Raw genomic sequence first — 17,578 nt, 5'->3', positions numbered from 1 at the left:
GCGGCCGTTCTGGTTGGCGGTTTTCCGGCTTCTACCTGCCAGGCCACGGCGCTCAAGGCGTGTGGATCAAACGCGGATCGACTATGAGGTGCGTTTATTGACCGGATGGTCGAATTAAAAAAATTGAAAATAAATGTACGAAATGAACGGACTTGTATAAGTCAGTGCAAAAAATGACCCTTCTCCTGCCTGCGTACACTGGCTAAGCTCAGGGCTTCCCGATGCCCGCTCGAGGTTTCCCGCATGTCGCCATCCACGCCTGCCCTCGCTATCGCCCGCACCATCCTCGAAGGCTTCGACGATTACCGCGAACACTTTCGCCAGATCACCGATGGTGCCCGCGAGCGTTTCGAAAGGGCCCAGTGGCAACAGGGGCAGGCGGCGTCGGCGGCGCGGATCAACCTGTACGAAGACAAGGTCGGTGAAGTCAGCGCGCGCCTGCGTGCGAACTTCGAGGGCAGCGCATTGCTCGACATTGACCTATGGCCGCTGGTGAAAAGCGCCTATATCGGCCTGATCGACCTGCGCTTTGACGATGAGCTGTCCGAGACCTGGTACAACTCGATCTTCTGCGGCCTGTTCAGCCATGACCTGATCAGCGACGGCTGCATGTTCATCCACACCACGCGGCCGAGCCTGCGCCGGGCGCGGGCGGCACAAACCCGTATCTACGCGCCCGCCGGCCAGATTCCTGAGATGCTCGCGCAGATTTTTGCCGACTATCGTTTCAGCGAGCCCTACGCCGACCTGGCAGCCGACCTGCATCGCCTCGAAGCCCAACTGCGGGAAAACCTGCCGGACTGGGTGTGCAAGGACCCGGACCTCAAGGTCGAGCTGTTTTCCTCGGTGCTCTACCGCAACAAAGGTGCCTACCTCGTCGGGCGCATCTACACCCGCGACGAACAATGGCCCCTGGTGATCCCGCTGCTGCACCGCGAAGGGCAGGGCATCCAGATCGATGCGCTGATCACCGACGAGGCCGAGGTGTCGATCATCTTTTCGTTCACCCGTTCCTACTTCATGGTCGACGTGCCGGTGCCGGCGGAATTCATCGGCTTTCTCAAACGCATCCTGCCGGGCAAGCACATCGCCGAGCTGTACACCTCGATTGGTTTCTATAAACACGGCAAGTCGGAGTTCTACCGCGCGCTGATCAATCACCTGGCCACCACCGACGATCGATTCATCATGGCCCCCGGCGTGCGTGGCATGGTCATGAGCGTGTTCACGCTGCCGGGCTTCAACACCGTGTTCAAGATCATCAAGGACCGTTTTTCACCGTCGAAAAACGTCAACCGCGCCACGGTGATCGAGAAGTACCGCCTGGTCAAAAGCGTCGACCGCGTCGGGCGCATGGCCGATACCCAGGAGTTCGCCGACTTCCGCTTTCCCCTGGGCAAGTTCGAGCCCGAGTGCCTGGCGGAACTGCTGGACGTCGCCGCCGGCACCGTCGAAGTGGAAGGCGACACCGTGCTGATCCGCCACTGCTGGACCGAACGGCGCATGACCCCGCTCAACCTCTACCTGGAGCACGCCAACCCCGCCCAGGTGCGCGAAGCCCTGGAAGACTACGGCCTGGCGATCAAGCAACTGGCGGCAGCGAACATCTTCCCCGGCGACATGCTGCTGAAGAACTTCGGCGTCACCCGTCACGGGCGCGTAGTGTTTTATGACTATGACGAAATCTGCTTTCTCACCGAGGCCAACTTTCGCCACATCCCCGCGCCGCGTACGCCCGAGGACGAAATGGCGTCCGAGCCCTGGTATTCCATCGGCCCGCTGGATGTATTCCCGGAAGAATTCCCGCCGTTCCTGTTCGCCGATGCCGGCCAGCGCAAGTTGTTCGATGAGCTGCACGGCGAGTTGTACAACGCCGATTACTGGAAAGGTTTGCAGGACGCTATTCGCGCGGGGAAGGTGATTGATGTGTTTCCGTATCGACGCAAGTGGGGAGAAGTATCTTGAACTGCTCAGTCACTGTGGTTTAGCACACCCTGGAGTGTTCCCACTGAAAAAAAACTACTGGCAACTATAAAAAATGCCAGTAGTTCAAGGTGGTACAGGTTATAAGTCAATATGTCTAATGGTCCGGTTGAGGTTACTTCAGGAATGGTATGTCTTTGTTAGTTTCCAGTACCCTGTCACTCCAGTTAGTCAAACGATTTCTGTCAGCTTCGTTGGACGAACGACTCTGGCCTGTAGCCGTTGCCTGATAGAGGTCATTCATCGATTCTTTATACGTTTTATCGATATTATTAGTTGAATACCCTTTGTCCTGTAATTCAATTTTTCTCTGTAGCAAACCTATAGGCTTGTCAACATGACTTTGACCGAATTTTGACGTAGGGAACTCGTTGGGGAGACTTTTTAAAGTTTCAATGGTTTTCCACGAACTGGAGGAAGAGGCCGAGGCACCTTGTGGCATGCTGTCTGGCGTGCGTTGGTGCTTTTCTGAAAATGAATGTCCATAGCCTCCGACACGAGAGGAAGACATGCGATCTATAGGCATAAAAACTCCGATGAGCATTGTTGTTGATGATTGGTAAATAGCGCGTCGAATATGATTTCGATATTGCATCAGCGCATCAGTGTTTTCTCACAAAAGCGCGGGATGCTTCTTTATTCCTTTCGCGAAATAAATCGCTGTGTTTTTAATAGAGTATTCAAGTGTTGAATGGAAAAGACGCATCTTCTTGGTTTTCGTTTGTTAAAGGTTACTCATGAAGTTCATTCCTCGAATGGCCTGGCTTGTAGAATGATATTGCGAGATTCTATTCGCCGTCAGGCTTGTTGGCCGCTCCGATGAAGCTTGGCTGCTGGTTGATGTTGACGACGGCCTTTTGGTATAGGCCGGAGCAAACTCGTAGCTCGGTGGTGGCAGGGTATCTGCCGAGCGTGGTTGGGACCGCATGGACTCTTGGTAGCTCGGCGGCTGGCGCGGCGTTACGGAATCGATTGGCATATTAAGCTCCGTATTCAATGGGGAGTACTTTGAGTTGCTTGAGATATCTGGCAACTCATTGAAGCCTGCGTATCTCACCCATCAAATCGGACTTTCTCTTTTTAACAGTGTGACGGGCGCCCAAAGCCCTGTAGTACAAGTCGCTATTGGGGGCAGCCCTCATTTTAAACTTTGGACAATATGAACATCCCGAGCGTTGCCAGTCTGCTTGTAGCGCTGTTTGCGCTTCGATTCTCCGTCAGGTTGGTGGCCGGCTCGGCTGGAGTACGGCTATTACTGGTCGAAGGCTGCGTACCTGTTGCTTGCGCATAGCTCGGAGGGGGCTCATTGGGCGGCAGGTTCCGAGAACTCATTGCTTCATCGTATGAGGGCGGGTTGTCTGAGGGTGTAGTGGACGGCCTGATTTCCATGGAAGCTCCGTTTCACGTTAGGTGGGTGTCTGGAAGTCTCATTGAACCGTTCACATGCCATCCATCCCATCGGACTGCTGCTATTGAAACTACCGAATGGTCCACTCCGTGTCGTAGTAAATATCGTCATCGGCGGTAAGTCAGCGCAGTCCTGATTGACTGACCGTCTCCATACTGGTCGAAATCTGCGACAATCCCCGTCCTCTCTGATGACTTACGCTGCGCAGGCCTCACCTGCCTCACCCAAAAGACCCTTGCCGCCCTGATGACTGACCAAGCGCCCGCTATCGACCAACTGCTGAAAAACCTCGACCACGCCATGCTCGCCGACCGCCACCGCTTGCGGCGCCAGTTGCTCGAGCTGCGCAAGAAGCCCGACGAGGAGAAGCTGGCGCAGTGGGTGGTGCGCATGCAGGCGTCCTGCGCCCAGGTCACGGCACGGCGCGCCAGCCTGCCGGTGATTCGTTACGACGACAGCCTGCCGATCGCCGCCAAGCGCGATGAGATCAAGGACGCGCTGCAAAAGCATCAGGTGCTGATCATTGCCGGCGAGACCGGCTCGGGCAAGACCACCCAGTTGCCGAAGATCTGCCTGGAGATCGGCCGCGGCCAATATGGCCTGATCGGCCATACCCAGCCACGCCGGATCGCTGCGCGCAGCGTCGCCAGCCGCGTCGCCGAAGAGTTGGCCACGCCGCTGGGCGCGTTGGTCGGCTATCAGGTGCGCTTCGAAGACCAGAGCGACGCCAACACCCTGATCAAGCTGATGACCGACGGTATCCTGCTGGCGGAGACCCAGAACGACCGTTACCTGGAACGCTACGACACGATCATCGTCGACGAAGCCCACGAACGCAGCCTGAACATCGACTTCCTGCTCGGTTACCTCAAGACCCTGTTGCCGCGTCGTCCGGACCTGAAAGTCATCATCACTTCGGCGACCATCGACCTGGAGCGTTTTTCCAAGCACTTCGACGACGCACCGATTGTCGAGGTCTCGGGCCGCACCTTCCCGGTGGACACCTGGTACCGCCCGCTGACCCTGGAACAGGACGAGGAGGGCAACCGTGTCGAAGACGACCTGACCGTCGACCAGGCGATCCTCGCCACCCTTGATGAAATCGCCGCCTATGAGCGCAGCGAACGCCGCAGTCCCGGCGACGTGCTGGTATTTTTGCCCGGTGAGCGCGAGATTCGCGATGCGGCCGAGATGCTGCGCAAGGCCCAGCTCAAGCACACCGAGATCCTGCCGTTGTACGCGCGCCTGTCGCCGGCCGAACAGCAGCGCATTTTCCAGTCCCATCCAGGGCGCCGCGTGGTACTGGCGACCAACGTCGCGGAAACCTCGCTGACCGTGCCGGGCATTCGTTATGTGATCGACAGTGGTACCGCACGCATCAGCCGCTACAGCTACCGCGCCAAGGTGCAACGCCTGCCGATCGAGGCGATTTCCCAGGCCAGTGCCAACCAGCGTAAAGGTCGTTGCGGCCGTGTGGAGCCGGGGATCTGTATTCGCTTGTACAGCGAAGAGGATTTTATCGGGCGTCCGGAATTTACCGACCCCGAGATTTTGCGCACCAACCTCGCGGCGGTGATCCTGCAGATGCTGCACCTGCGCCTGGGCGAAATCACCGATTTCCCGTTTATCGAACCGCCGGACGGCAAGGCCATCAGCGACGGTTTCAACCTGTTGCAGGAACTCTCGGCGGTCGACCGCAACAGCCAGCTCACGCCATTGGGCCGCCAGTTGGCGCGCCTGCCGGTGGACCCGCGCATGGGCCGCATGCTGCTCGAAGCCGCCAAGCTCGGCAGCTTGCAGGAAGTGTTGATCGTGGCCAGCGCCATGTCGATCCAGGACCCGCGCGAGCGCCCACCGGAGCGCCAGCAGGCCGCCGACCAGGCCCATGCACAGTGGAAAGATGCGGATTCGGACTTCGCTGGGCTGGTCAATTTGTGGCGTGGCTTTGAAGAGCAGCGCCAGGCACTCACCGCCAGCCCGCTGCGCAACTGGTGCCGCAAGAACTTCCTCAACTACCTGCGCCTGCGCGAGTGGCGCGACTCCCATCGCCAGTTGAGCCTGATCTGCCGCGACATGCAGTTGACCGTCAACAAAGAACCGGCGGACTTCCCCAAGCTGCACAAGGCGGTGCTGTCCGGCCTGCTCAGCCAGATCGGCCAGAAGACCGAAGACGGCGATTACCTCGGCGCCCGTCAGCGACGCTTCTGGATCCACCCGTCCTCGGGCATCGGCAAGAAACGCCCGCAATGGCTGATGACCGCCGAACTGGTGGAAACCACCAAGCTGTATGCGCGCATGGTGGCGAAGATCGATGCCGACTGGATCGAACCGCTGGCCGGGCACTTGATCAAGAAAAACCACTTCGAACCCCACTGGGAGAAGAAGCGCGGCCAGGTGGTGGCGTTCGAGCAGATCACCCTGTTCGGGCTGATCGTGGTCGGGCGTCGGCCGGTGCATTACGGGCCGATTGACCCGGTGGTGTCGCGGGAGTTGTTTATTCGCGAAGGCTTGGTGCGTGGCGAGATCCAGTCCCGCGCCAAGTGCCTCACGGCCAACCAGCAACTGCTGGAGCAGCTCGACGAACTGGAAGCCAAGGCACGCCGCCGCGATATCCTGGCCGACGAAGAGACCTTGTACGCGTTCTATGACGCACGGCTGCCGGCGGAGATCCACCAGACCGCCACCTTTGACAGCTGGTACAAGGTCAACAGCCAGAAAGATCCGCAGTTGCTGATCATGCGCGAGGAAGACGTGCTGGCCCGCGAGGCCAGTGAAGTCACTGCCGCCCATTACCCGGACACCCTGCACCTGGGCGACCTGGAACTGGCCCTGAGTTACCACTTTGAACCCAACCACCCCCGCGACGGCGTGACCCTGCGCGTACCGGCACCGCTGCTGCCAGCCTTGCCGCCGGAGCGCCTGGAATGGCTGGTGCCAGGGCTGATCGAAGCCAAGTGCATCGCCCTGGTGCGCAACCTGCCCAAGGCCCTGCGCAAGAACTTCGTGCCGGTGCCGGATTTCGTCAAGGCGGCGCTGCAGCGCATCGAGTTTGGCCAGGGTTCGCTGCCCCAGGCATTGGGGCGCGAATTGCTGCGCATGACCGGGGCGCGGGTCAGCGATGAGGCCTGGGCCGAAGCGGCGCAGCAGGTGGAAAACCATCTGAAGATGAACCTGGAAGTGGTCGACGGCCAAGGCAAGTTCCTTGGCGAGGGCCGCGACCTGGCCGAACTGACTGCACGCTTTGCCGAAGCCAGCCAGGCCGCGCTGGCCGTGCCGCACACCGCGAAAAGCCAGCAGCCGGTGGAGGCCAAGGTGTTCGCGGCGGTGGCTGAGAAAACCCAGCAGAAGATCGCCGGGCTGTCGATGACGGTCTACCCGGCACTGGTGGAAGAAAACGGCACCGTGAAAGAGGGGCGTTTCTCCACTGCCGCCGAGGCTGAGTTCCAGCACCGCCGGGCGTTGCAGCGCCTGCTGATGCAGCAATTGGCGGAACCGGCGAAATTCCTGCGCGGCAAATTGCCCGGCCTCACTGAACTGGGCCTGATGTACCGCGAACTAGGGCGTATCGATGCCCTGGTGGAAGACATCCTGCTGGCCAGCCTCGACACCTGCGTGCTGGAAGGCGAAGCCAGCCTGCCCCGTGACGGTGCCGGTTTGGCGGCACTGGCTGAACGCAAGCGTGGCAGTTGGACCGAACACGCCGAACGCCTGGCGCGCCTGACCCTGGACGTGCTGAAGCTCTGGCATGGCCTGCAAAAGCGCTTCAAGGGCAAGATCGACCTGGCCCAGGCCGTGGCCCTGAACGACATCAAGCAGCAATTGAGCAACCTGGTCTATCCCGGCTTTGTGCGCGAAACCCCGGCGCAGTGGTTCAAGGAGTTGCCGCGTTTTCTCAAGGCCATCGAATTGCGCCTGGAGAAACTGCCGAGCCAGGTGCAAAAGGATCGGGTGTGGAGCAGCGAACTGGGCGGCCTGTGGGCGCAGTACCAGACCCGCTTGAACAAGCACGCCCAGGAAGGCAAGCGCGACCCGCAACTGGAGCTTTATCGCTGGTGGTTGGAGGAATACCGGGTGTCGTTGTTTGCCCAGCAGTTGGGGACCAAGGTGCCGATTTCCGACAAGCGCTTGAGTAAGCAGTGGAGCCTGGTCGAGGCCTGATCCTTTCTCGGTCACCCACACCAGGCAGGTCCAAATGTGGGAGGGGGCTTGCCCCCGATAGCGATGTATCAGTCACAGAATCTTTGTCTGACACACCGCTATCGGGGAAAAGCCCCCTCCCACATTGAAACTTGATGGTGTTTTGTTCAGGGTGTTTGTCTGGCATATGGCGCCAAACCCCAGGGTTTGTGGCAAACTTCGCCGCTATAAATGCCGGGATCGTCGCAAAAGTCTGCGGCGCGAAGGAATAAAGCGTTGCCAGTTTGATGTCCGCTGGGCGGAATAAAACTACTTAAAGTTTGGTACGACGGTACCAATATCATCTGCCTGACAGATTTAGAGGAACGACCGTGCATAACGTCGTCATCAGCGGCACTGGCCTTTACACCCCTGCCAACAGCATCAGCAACGAAGAGCTGGTGCAGTCTTTCAATGCGTACGTGCACCAGTTCAACTCGGACAACGCCGCTGCCATCGAGCGCGGTGAAGTCCAGGCGCTGACGGAGTCGAGCGCTGCGTTCATCGAAAAAGCCTCGGGCATCAAGAGCCGCTTTGTGATGGACAAGGAGGGCATCCTTGACCCGCAGCGCATGGCCCCGCGCCTGCCTGAGCGCAGCAATGACGAGTGGTCGGTGCTTTGCCAGATGGCCATCGGTGCCGCCGAGCAGGCCCTGCAGCGCGCCGGCAAGACTGCCGCCGACATCGATGGTGTGATCGTCGCCTGTTCCAACCTGCAACGTGCCTACCCGGCCATCGCCATCGAAGTCCAGGAAGCCCTGGGCATCGCAGGCTTCGGTTTCGACATGAACGTGGCGTGCTCCTCGGCGACCTTCGGCATCCAGAACGCCGCCAACAGCATCCAACTGGGCCAGGCCCGGGCGATCCTGATGGTCAACCCGGAAGTCTGCACCGGCCACTTGAACTTCCGCGACCGCGACAGTCACTTTATCTTCGGCGACGCCGCCACGGCCGTGGTCCTCGAGCGCGCCGACCTGGCGACCTCCGAGCATCAGTTCGACGTGGTGAGCACCAAGCTGCTGACCAAGTTCTCCAATAACATCCGCAACAACTTCGGCTTTCTCAACCGCGCAGCGGAAGAGGGCATCGGTGCGCCCGACAAGCTGTTCGTGCAGGAAGGCCGCAAAGTCTTCCGCGACGTGTGCCCGATGGTCGCGGAACTGATCGGCGTGCACCTGGAAGAGAACCAGTTGAACGTGGCCGATGTGAAGCGCTTCTGGCTGCACCAGGCCAACCTGAGCATGAACCACCTGATTGTGAAGAAACTGCTGGGCCGCGAAGCCACGGTGGAAGAAGCACCGGTGATCCTCGATACTTACGCCAATACCAGCTCGGCGGGTTCGGTGATTGCGTTTCACACCTACCAGGACGATCTGCCCAAGGGCGCTGTCGCGGTACTCAGTTCGTTTGGCGCAGGCTATTCGATCGGTAGCGTGATCCTGCGCAAGCGTTAAGACAATCGAGGTCTTGAATGGCAGCAGCGGACGACGCGCACCTGCTTGAACGACTGCTCAAGGGCGAGCAACGGGCCTACAAGGAATTGGTCACCACGTACCAAAGCGCGATGCGGGCGGTGGCGTATGCCATCGCCGGCCAGCGGCATGCCGACGAAGTGGTGCAGGACGCCTGGCTGTCGGTGGTGCGCAACCTGGCCAAATTCGAAGGGCGTTCCAGCCTCAAGACCTGGCTGCTGACCATCACCGCCAACGCCGCCAAGGGGCGCTATAAGCAGAATCGCCGGGAAGTGCTGCTCGACGACTTGCCTTCGCCCCACGGCACCATCGGCGATGATCGATTCTCCCCCGATGATGGCCACTGGGCCGTCGCCCCGTATGCTTGGCACCAGGACACCCCGGAAGCCTTGCTGACCGAGGATGAACTGCGCAAATGCCTGGAGCACACGTTGCTGAGTTTGTCCGAACTGCAAAGCAGCGTGCTGGTGCTGCGTGAACGCCAGGGCCTGGAGCTGGAAGAGATCTGTAATCTTCTGACGCTCTCACTCTCCAATGTCCGCGTGCTGTTGCATCGAGCACGGCTTAAAGTCTTCGCCACGGTGGAGCATTTTGAGGAAACGGGCGAATGTTGACCTGTAAAGAACAAGTGGTACGTTCCAGTGACTATCTCGATGGGCAATTGACCTTTCGCGAACGTCTGCTGGTGCGTCATCACTTGATGTTCTGCCCCAACTGCCGACGGTTTATCCGCCAGATGCGCCTGCTGCAGGCGACGTTGCGGATGCTGCCGCAGGAACCGGTGAAGGATGTGGATGCCTTGGCGCAGCGGCTGGCTGCCGAGCGGCTCAAGGAACGATAAGGCAGCTTCGAGCTGCAAATGAAAAGCGGCAAGTGACGCGCCTCTCCTTGAGGCGCGTCGCTTGCCGCTCAGTGCTGCTTTTTTAGAACTTGGCTTCTGCGTCCAGCTGCAGGGTGTTGGCGTTGGCGTCGCGATAGCCGGCGACGCTGGCGTAGTCGGCCTTGGTCAGGAAGTAAGTGGCGCCGATGGCAAAGTTCTTGTCGATGTCGTAACCCACCTTGAACTTGTGACCCCGTGCACCGGTGAAGCCCCCGGCGAAGTCCGAATCGGTGAAGGCGCCGACCACTGCGTAGCGTTGTACGTCGCGGTAGTTGTAGTCCAGGTTGAAGCCGAACACTTTGGACTTGGCACCCAGCAGCCAGGCGGTGTCCTGGTCTTTTTCAGTGGCTTCGTTGTTTTTCACGTATTGACCATAGAACGACAGCGGCACGGCCAGGCCGCCGATGTCGACTTGGCCGAAGCCTTCGTACAGGCGGTACTCGCTGGCGTTGCCGGCAGTGGTATTGGCGACGGTTTCGCCTGGGGTCAGGCAGCCAGGCGTGGTACCAGTGGTTGTCGGGCAACGGCTGTCTTCATCGTTCTGGAACGCGTAGACGCTGCCGCCCAGGGTCAACTTCAGGTTATCGGTCAGCGAGAAGCGAGACCCCAACTGGCCAGCCGTCATGCGCAGGTCATTGCGAAACTGCACGCCGTCGCCGTTCACGTTGTCCTTGAGGTTGTAGTTACCCAGGCTGCCGAACAGCTCGGCGCTGCCGCCCAGTGGGTATTTGTAGGTCACGGCCAGGCCTTCGGGGTTGATGTCGCTGTCCCAGATCACATCGCCCATGCTGACCCACGGTTGCAGCATCTTGCCGCCGATCACGTGCAGATTATTGATTTGAGTCGGGTGGTAGTCGATGTAACCCAGATCCAGCCAGATTGACTTCTTGTTGAAGTAACCGTCCAGGTCCTGGTTGGTGGAGCGAGCATCATCGTTGCTGCCGGTGGCGACGCGAATGCCGGTGTCGACTTGCGAGTTGATTTCGGTAAACGCACCCAGGCGGGCTCGGATGCGCTCGCGATCTTTGTCTTTACCGCCGTTGTTGGGGGTACCGTCGATCTTGATGGTCTCATGACGGAAACGCACATCGCCCTTGAGCTGGGTCTTGGCGGCCCAGGCCAGCTTCTGGTCGAAGCTGCTCAGCTCGTTGGTTTTCTTCGCGGTGGCCGCGATCTGTTCGTTGGTCTCTTGTTGAGCTTGCCGTGCGATCTGCTGTTCTTTCTGGTCTTTGGCCAACTCGTTTTGCAGTTCGGTGTACTGCGAAGCGGTGATCTGGCCGTTGGCCTTGAGCATGTCGAGCAATTTAGCGTCGACTGCAGCGCCGGCCGGAACGCTCAGGGCCAGTAACAGGCCACCGCACAGGGCCGCTGCAGTTTTAGTGGAAGCAAGACGCATATCAATCTCCGAAAGTGAGGAGGGATGGCAAACCATCCAGGACACAACCGACCGATGACGGACGGAAAAATAACCACCTGATAGAACCAGGCGCTCTAAAAACAGGCGTCAGTATCACGATCGTTTATGACGGAGCAGTGGCGAAGTGATGTCATGTAGATGACAAATTATTTAAGAATGGAACTATTGATTTAGAGCCTTGTCGGGCGATTCGGGGGTGTGCCCGGACCTGCGATAAGCGATACTCGCCAGGCTTTCATGCCATGACGTAGTGAGGATGCCAATGCCGCTGCAACGCCTGGACAACCTGTCCGAAATCGCTCCGCAGGCCTGGGACGCACTGGTGCCGGACGCCCAGCCCTTTGTGCGGCACGCCTTCCTCAGCGCGCTGGAAGACAGTGCCAGCCTGGGCCCTCAATCGGGCTGGCAACCCGAACATTTGTTGCATTGGGAAGGCGACCGCCTGGTGGCGGCATTGCCCAGTTATCGCAAATGGCATTCCTACGGCGAGTACGTGTTCGACCATGGTTGGGCCGATGCCTGTGAGCGTGCGGGCATTGATTACTACCCCAAGCTGCTGACGGCCGTACCGTTCAGCCCGGTCAGCGGCCCCCGCTTGTTGGCGGCCAGCGCCGACGATGGGTGCGAACTGCTGAAGAGCCTGCCGGGCTATCTGGAAATCGAAGGGCTCTCCAGTGCCCATATCAACTTCACCGACGGCCTGGCCGATGAGGCGTTAGCCCAACAACCGGGTTGGTTGCAGCGCCTGGGCTGTCAGTTTCACTGGCAGAATCGTGGCTACCGTGACTTCCAGGATTTCCTCGACGCCCTCAGTTCCCGCAAGCGCAAACAGATGCGCAAGGAGCGCGAACAAGTGGCGGGGCAGGGCATCGACTTCGAATGGTTGCAAGGCCACGCGCTGAGCGAGGCGCAGTGGGATTTTGTCTACGCCTGCTACGCCAATACCTACGCGGTACGCCGCCAGACACCGTACTTGACCCGCGCGTTTTTCAGCCTGCTGGCCGAGCGCATGCCCGAGGCGATCCGTGTGGTGCTGGCCAGGCAAGGCACACGCCCGGTGGCCATGGCCTTCAGCCTGATCGGTGGCGACAGCTTCTACGGCCGCTACTGGGGTTGCCTGGCGGAGTTCGACCGGCTGCATTTCGAAACCTGCTTCTACCAGGGTATGGACTATGCCATCGCCCACGGCCTGCAACGCTTCGACGCCGGCGCCCAGGGCGAGCACAAATTGATTCGCGGGTTTGAACCGGTGATTACCCGGTCGTGGCACTACCTGCGCCACCCCGGGTTGAAGAATGCCGTCGAGGATTTCCTCGAGCGCGAGCGGGTGGGGATTGTGGCGTATGCCGAAGAGGCGAGGGCAGCCCTGCCTTACCGGCAGGGCTGAACCATCGGTCTGACAATGCTGGCAAGACACAATGGAGTCGATATTCTGTATGTACAAAAGTACATACAGGATGCGCCATGCATTTTGAGTGGGATGAGTCCAAGAACAAAGTCAATATTTCCAAGCACGGTATCGATTTCAACGACGTTCCGGATATCTTTCGGCATCCAATGCTGGCCTTGCGCGATGATCGAGCGGATTATGGCGAAGAGCGTTGGATCAGTATTGGCTGGATCAAATTGTTAATGGGTGTGGTCGTATACACCGAGCGGCACGGTGATGTGATCCGTATCATTTCCGCCCGAAAAGCAACCAAGAAGGAGGCCAAATATTATGACGCAAACATCGAAAACTGATTGGGAGCGCCTGGCCAAGATGAATGATGAAGAAGTTGATACCAGCGATATTCCTGAATTGGACGCGGAATTTTTCCGGCGTGCAGAGTTGCGTGTGCCGGTGAAGCAGGCAGTTACGATTCGGCTGGATGCTGACGTTTTGGAGTGGTTTAAAGGTCAAGGTACGGGTTACCAGACGCGTATCAATCAATTGTTGCGCCAATACATGCAGGCTCATCAGGGTTGAGCATTTGCCCATTGAAATCAGCCCTGCTCTACCGGCAGGGCTGATCCTTTGCCTCAGACCGGCTCCTCCTTGCCCAGCCATCGATAGACAACACCGCCCGCCACCGCACCCAGGATCGGCGCGAGCCAGAACATCCACAACTGCTGGATCGCCCACCCGCCGACGATCAAGGCCGGGCCGGTACTACGGGCCGGGTTGACCGAGGTGTTGGTCACGGGGATGGAGATCAGGTGGATCAAGGTGAGGGCCAGGCCAATGGCGATGGGCGCGAGGCCCTTCGGGGCACGGTGGTCGGTGGCGCCGAGGATGATCAGCACGAACATCGCTGTCATCACCAGCTCGCAGACAAACCCCGCTGCCATTGAATAGCCGCCCGGCGAATGCTCGCCATAGCCGTTGGAGGCCAGCCCGCCGGCCAGTTCAAAGCCCGGCCTGCCACTGGCGATGAAGTACAACAATGCGGCGGCGACTACTCCGCCGATGACTTGGGCCACGATGTACGCCGGTAACTCCCTGGCCGGAAACCTTCCGCCCACTACCAGCCCCACCGATACCGCCGGGTTGAGGTGACAACCGCTGATATGCCCGATGGCCACCGCCATGGTCAGCACCGTGAGCCCGAACGCCAAGGCCACACCCAGCAACCCGATCCCGACGGCGGGAAACGCGGCGGCCAACACCGCACTCCCGCAACCGCCCAACACCAGCCAAAATGTTCCCAACCCCTCTGTGACTGAACGCTTGAACAAAGACATGCAACACGTCCTTGATAGATCGCTCTACCCAATCAGTAAATCAGTGATGCTCCCTGCAGATTTACTTCAGCGCCCGTCTGGGCACTGCACTGAGTACAGCACGGTTTTTACACAAATCCAGGCCACCAAATGTGGGAGGGGGCTTGCTCCCGATAGCGGAGTGTCAGTCGCAAAATGTGGTGACTGACCCACCGATATCGGGAGCAAGCCCCCTTCCACATTTGCTTCAGTCGATGCCGACAAACCCCCCGGTCTGGTGCTGCCACAACCGCGCATACAACCCGCCATGGGCCAACAGTTCGGCATGGCTGCCCGTCTCGGCAATCTGGCCTTTCTCCAGCACCACCAGGCGGTCCATCCGCGCGATGGTCGACAACCGGTGCGCAATCGCAATCACCGTCTTGCCTTGCATCAGGGTCTCCAGGCTTTCCTGGATCGCCGCTTCCACTTCCGAATCCAGCGCCGAGGTGGCTTCGTCCATGATCAGGATCGGCGCATCCTTGAGCAGTACACGGGCAATGGCGATACGTTGACGCTGCCCACCGGAGAGTTTCACCCCGCGTTCGCCCACGTGGGCATCCAGCCCGGTACGCCCTTCCGAGTCCGACAGCAGCGGGATGAACTCATCGGCACGCGCCTTGTGCACGGCGGCCCAGAGTTCTTCGTCGGTGGCGTCCGGCTTGCCGTACAGCAGGTTGTCGCGGATCGAACGGTGCAGCAGCGAGGTGTCCTGGGTGATCATGCCGATCTGTTCGCGCAGGGTTTCCTGGGCCACTTCGGCGATGTTCTGGCCGTCGATCAGGATGCGCCCGCCTTGCAGGTCGTAGAGGCGCAGCAGCAGGTTGACCAGGGTCGACTTGCCCGCGCCGGACGGGCCGATCAGGCCGATCTTTTCACCGGCCTTGATCTCAAGGTTCAAGCCGCCAATGATCCCGCTCTGCTTGCCGTAGTGGAAATCCACGTGCTCGAAGCGGACTTCGCCACGGGGCACGCTTAAACGCGGGGCGTTGTCGCGATCAATCACGGCCAGGGGTTGGGCGATGGTTTTCAGGCCGTCCTGCACCATGCCGATATTTTCGAAGATGCCGTTGACCACCCACATGATCCAGCCGGACATATTGACGATACGAATCACCAGGCCGGTAGCCAGGGCAATCGCGCCCACGGAGATCAGCGACTGGGTCCACAGCCACAGGGCCAGGCCGGTGGTGGTGACGATCAGCAGGCCGTTCATGCTGGTGATTGCGATGTCCATGCTGGTCACCACGCGGCTGGCCAGCTGGGTTTTTTCGGTCTGCTCGATGATCGCTTCCTTGGCGTACTGCTGCTCGTATTGGGTGTGTGCGAACAGCTTCAAGGTGGTGATGTTGGTGTAGCCGTCGACGATGCGGCCCATCAGTTTGGAGCGTGCCTCCGACGAGATCACCGAGCGTTCTTTCACGCGCGGCACGAAGTAGCGCAGCGCCAGGCTGTAGCAAACGATCCAGGTCACGAGTGGGATCATCAGGCGCCAGTCGGCCTCGGCAAACAGCACCAGGGAGCTGATGGCGTAGATCGCCACGTGCCAGATAGCGTCCACCGCCGCCACGGCGGAATCGCGCAGGGAGTTGCCGGTTTGCATGATGCGCTGGGCGATACGCCCGGCGAAGTCATTCTGGAAGAAGTTGAGGCTCTGCTTGAGCACGTAGCTGTGGTTCTGCCAGCGGATCAGGCTGGTCATGCCGGGGCTGATGGTCTGGTGCACCAGCAGGTCGTGCAAGGCGCCGAAGATCGGGCGCAGCAGCAGGGCGACCACGGCCATCCAGATCAGCTCGGTGCTGTGGAGCTGGAAGAAGTTGGCGGGTGGCGTGCCCTGGGCCAGGTCGATGATACGGCTCAGGTAGCTGAACAGCGCGACTTCAATCAGCGCACCGATCAGGCCCACCACCAGCAAGGCGGCGAAGTGCGGCCACACCTGGCGCAGGTAGTAGAGGTAGAAGGGCAGGACTTTGTCGGGAGGGGCGGCGCTGGGGGCGTCGCGAAAAATATCGATCAGTTGTTCAAAACGACGATAGAGCATTAGGGTTGACGCCCGCCTGGCGGGCTCTCCTTTCAAATGCGCGCGCGGCCTTGTGGGCTGCGCGCGGAGCTACCTGCAGACCTCAGTCGATGCGCTTGGCCGACTTGATCAGGACAGGATCGATAGGCACGTTCTGCATGCCTTGCTTGGTGGTGGTCTGGGAGTTGACGATGATGTCGACCACATCCATGCCCTTGACCACCTTGGCGAACACGGCATAACCGGCATCGCGACCCGGGTCGAGGAAGGCGTTGTCAGCCACGTTGATGAAGAACTGGCTGGTGGCCGAGTCCGGGTTCGAGGTGCGGGCCATCGACAGGGTGCCACGCACGTTATGCAGGCCGTTGCTGGCTTCGTTCTTGATCGGCGCTTCGGTCGGCTTTTGCGACATCTGCTGGGTGAACCCGCCACCCTGGACCATGAAGCCCGGGATCACGCGGTGGAAGATCGTGTTGGTGTAGAAGCCTTTGTCGACATAGGCGAGGAAATTCTTGGTACTGATCGGCGCCTTGACCGGGTCCAGTTCGATTTCAATGTCGCCGTTGGTGGTGGAGATCAATACGTGTGGCGCCTTGGAAGGCTCGGCGGCCATCAGGTTGGCAGCGAACAGAACGGAACCGGCAAAAAAGGCGATTTTTTTCAGCATGGGTCAGTGATCCTGGGTAGTGGTTTCGACTGTCTCTAGAAAATCGAGCAGGGTGGTATTAAAGACTTCGGGTTGGTCCAAGGGCGTGGCATGGCGGGAATCCTCGATCACCACCAGTCGCGCATCGGGCAGCAGTTTTACATAGTTTTCTTTCTGGGCCACGGGGGTGTAGTCGTGGTCGGCGCTGATGACCAGGGTTGGACAGGTAATCCTCGAAAGTCGTTCCTGTACGCCCCAGCCCACAATCGCATCGAAGCTGGCGAGATAAGCACGTTTGTCGTTTTTTGCCCAGCGTTCGGCCATCTTGCGGCGCAGGTCGGCCTGCTCAGGTTTGGGGAACAGCCGGTCACCGAGGGCCTTGCCGATGGTGGCCAGGCTGAGGGTGCGGGCCAGGGTCCATCGCTTGGCCCACTGCCAGTAATCGTCGGCACTGCGCACCTTCACCTGCGGCGCGCTGTTGACGATGCACAGGCTCTTGACCCGGCCGGGTTCGTCCACCGCCAGCTGGAACGCGATCATGCCGCCCATGGACAAACCCACCACATGGGCGGGCGGCAGGTCCAGGTGCTCGATCAGGGCGATCAGGTCGTAGGTGAACCCTTCGATGCTGTAGCGCTCCCGAGGCTTGTCGGAGCGCCCATGGCCGCGCACATCCACCACGATCAGGCGGTAGTGGCGGGCCAGCACCGGCACCTGCAGTTCCCAATCCTGGCTGCTGGAGCCCAGGCCGTGGATCAGGATCAGCGGCGTGCCGTGGCCGTATTCCTCATAGTGCAGGCTGCAGCCTTCATGGTCGAACCAGGCCATGCATGA

At 59.7% G+C, this 17,578-nt stretch carries 14 protein-coding genes; 8 read left to right on the top strand and 6 right to left on the bottom strand.

Annotation, left to right across the window (positions count from 1 at the left end; genetic code table 11):
- Nucleotides 1-243 precede the first annotated feature (243 nt).
- On the top strand, nt 244-1,965 hold the full coding sequence (gene aceK / locus AC07OT_RS22340) for a bifunctional isocitrate dehydrogenase kinase/phosphatase (RefSeq protein ID WP_495109050.1): 1,722 nt from the start codon (nt 244-246) through the stop codon (nt 1,963-1,965).
- A gap of 133 nt (nt 1,966-2,098) precedes the next feature.
- On the opposite strand, the gene AC07OT_RS22335 is transcribed toward aceK, so the two are convergent.
- Entirely contained in the window at nt 2,099-2,578 is a 480-nt protein-coding gene (locus tag AC07OT_RS22335) for a hypothetical protein (protein ID WP_147296056.1), read from the bottom strand.
- 1,059 nt (nt 2,579-3,637) lie between these two features.
- Between AC07OT_RS22335 and hrpA the strand changes: the two genes are divergently transcribed.
- The 4 genes from hrpA to AC07OT_RS22315 all read left to right on the top strand — a co-directional run bounded on the left by hrpA (nt 3,638) and on the right by AC07OT_RS22315 (nt 9,880).
- A complete protein-coding gene (gene hrpA, locus AC07OT_RS22330) occupies nt 3,638-7,549 on the top strand; it encodes an ATP-dependent RNA helicase HrpA (RefSeq protein ID WP_495109049.1) in 3,912 nt (1,303 codons plus the stop codon).
- A 350-nt stretch (nt 7,550-7,899) separates the two neighbouring features.
- The gene (locus AC07OT_RS22325; protein WP_115488411.1) at nt 7,900-9,021 is read left to right on the top strand and encodes a beta-ketoacyl-ACP synthase III; all 1,122 of its coding nucleotides are present in this window, start codon (nt 7,900-7,902) and stop codon (nt 9,019-9,021) included.
- Between the two features lie 17 nt (nt 9,022-9,038).
- A complete protein-coding gene (locus AC07OT_RS22320; RefSeq protein WP_027603751.1) occupies nt 9,039-9,653 on the top strand; it encodes an RNA polymerase sigma factor in 615 nt (204 codons plus the stop codon).
- The gene (locus tag AC07OT_RS22315) at nt 9,647-9,880 is read left to right on the top strand and encodes an anti-sigma factor family protein (RefSeq protein ID WP_495109048.1); all 234 of its coding nucleotides are present in this window, start codon (nt 9,647-9,649) and stop codon (nt 9,878-9,880) included. The genes AC07OT_RS22320 and AC07OT_RS22315 overlap by 7 nt, the downstream gene beginning before the upstream one ends.
- 82 nt (nt 9,881-9,962) lie before the next feature.
- Here the strand turns inward: AC07OT_RS22315 and AC07OT_RS22310 are convergent, their stop codons facing one another.
- Entirely contained in the window at nt 9,963-11,315 is a 1,353-nt protein-coding gene (locus AC07OT_RS22310; RefSeq protein ID WP_115488409.1) for a putative porin, read from the bottom strand.
- 283 nt (nt 11,316-11,598) lie between these two features.
- On the opposite strand from AC07OT_RS22310, the gene AC07OT_RS22305 reads away from it, so the two are divergent.
- The 3 genes from AC07OT_RS22305 to AC07OT_RS22295 all read left to right on the top strand — a co-directional run bounded on the left by AC07OT_RS22305 (nt 11,599) and on the right by AC07OT_RS22295 (nt 13,305).
- On the top strand, nt 11,599-12,723 hold the full coding sequence (locus tag AC07OT_RS22305) for a GNAT family N-acetyltransferase (protein WP_495109047.1): 1,125 nt from the start codon (nt 11,599-11,601) through the stop codon (nt 12,721-12,723).
- A gap of 77 nt (nt 12,724-12,800) precedes the next feature.
- The gene (locus tag AC07OT_RS22300) at nt 12,801-13,079 is read left to right on the top strand and encodes a BrnT family toxin (protein WP_065940630.1); all 279 of its coding nucleotides are present in this window, start codon (nt 12,801-12,803) and stop codon (nt 13,077-13,079) included.
- Nucleotides 13,057-13,305, top strand: coding sequence for a BrnA antitoxin family protein (locus AC07OT_RS22295; RefSeq protein ID WP_065940629.1), 249 nt, complete (start codon nt 13,057-13,059; stop codon nt 13,303-13,305). Before AC07OT_RS22300 ends, AC07OT_RS22295 begins: the two co-directional genes overlap by 23 nt.
- 53 nt (nt 13,306-13,358) lie before the next feature.
- Here AC07OT_RS22295 and aqpZ read toward each other — a convergent pair whose 3' ends face one another.
- The 4 genes from aqpZ to AC07OT_RS22275 form a co-directional block, all read right to left on the bottom strand.
- Entirely contained in the window at nt 13,359-14,060 is a 702-nt protein-coding gene (gene aqpZ / locus AC07OT_RS22290) for an aquaporin Z (protein ID WP_115488407.1), read from the bottom strand.
- Between the two features lie 226 nt (nt 14,061-14,286).
- Nucleotides 14,287-16,119 carry an ABC transporter ATP-binding protein gene (locus tag AC07OT_RS22285; protein WP_108573754.1) on the bottom strand — a complete coding sequence of 611 codons (1,833 nt, stop codon included), beginning with the start codon at nt 16,117-16,119 and terminating at the stop codon, nt 14,287-14,289.
- 82 nt (nt 16,120-16,201) lie between these two features.
- The gene (locus tag AC07OT_RS22280) at nt 16,202-16,765 is read right to left on the bottom strand and encodes a peptidylprolyl isomerase (protein WP_027603757.1); all 564 of its coding nucleotides are present in this window, start codon (nt 16,763-16,765) and stop codon (nt 16,202-16,204) included.
- 3 nt (nt 16,766-16,768) lie between these two features.
- Entirely contained in the window at nt 16,769-17,572 is an 804-nt protein-coding gene (locus AC07OT_RS22275; protein ID WP_065940626.1) for an alpha/beta fold hydrolase, read from the bottom strand.
- Nucleotides 17,573-17,578 lie beyond the last annotated feature (6 nt).

Source organism: Pseudomonas sp. GW821-FHT09C10 (assembly GCF_059418085.1).
The sequence above is the reverse complement of the archived record's forward strand: the minus strand, read 5'-3'. Positions and strand labels throughout refer to the sequence as shown.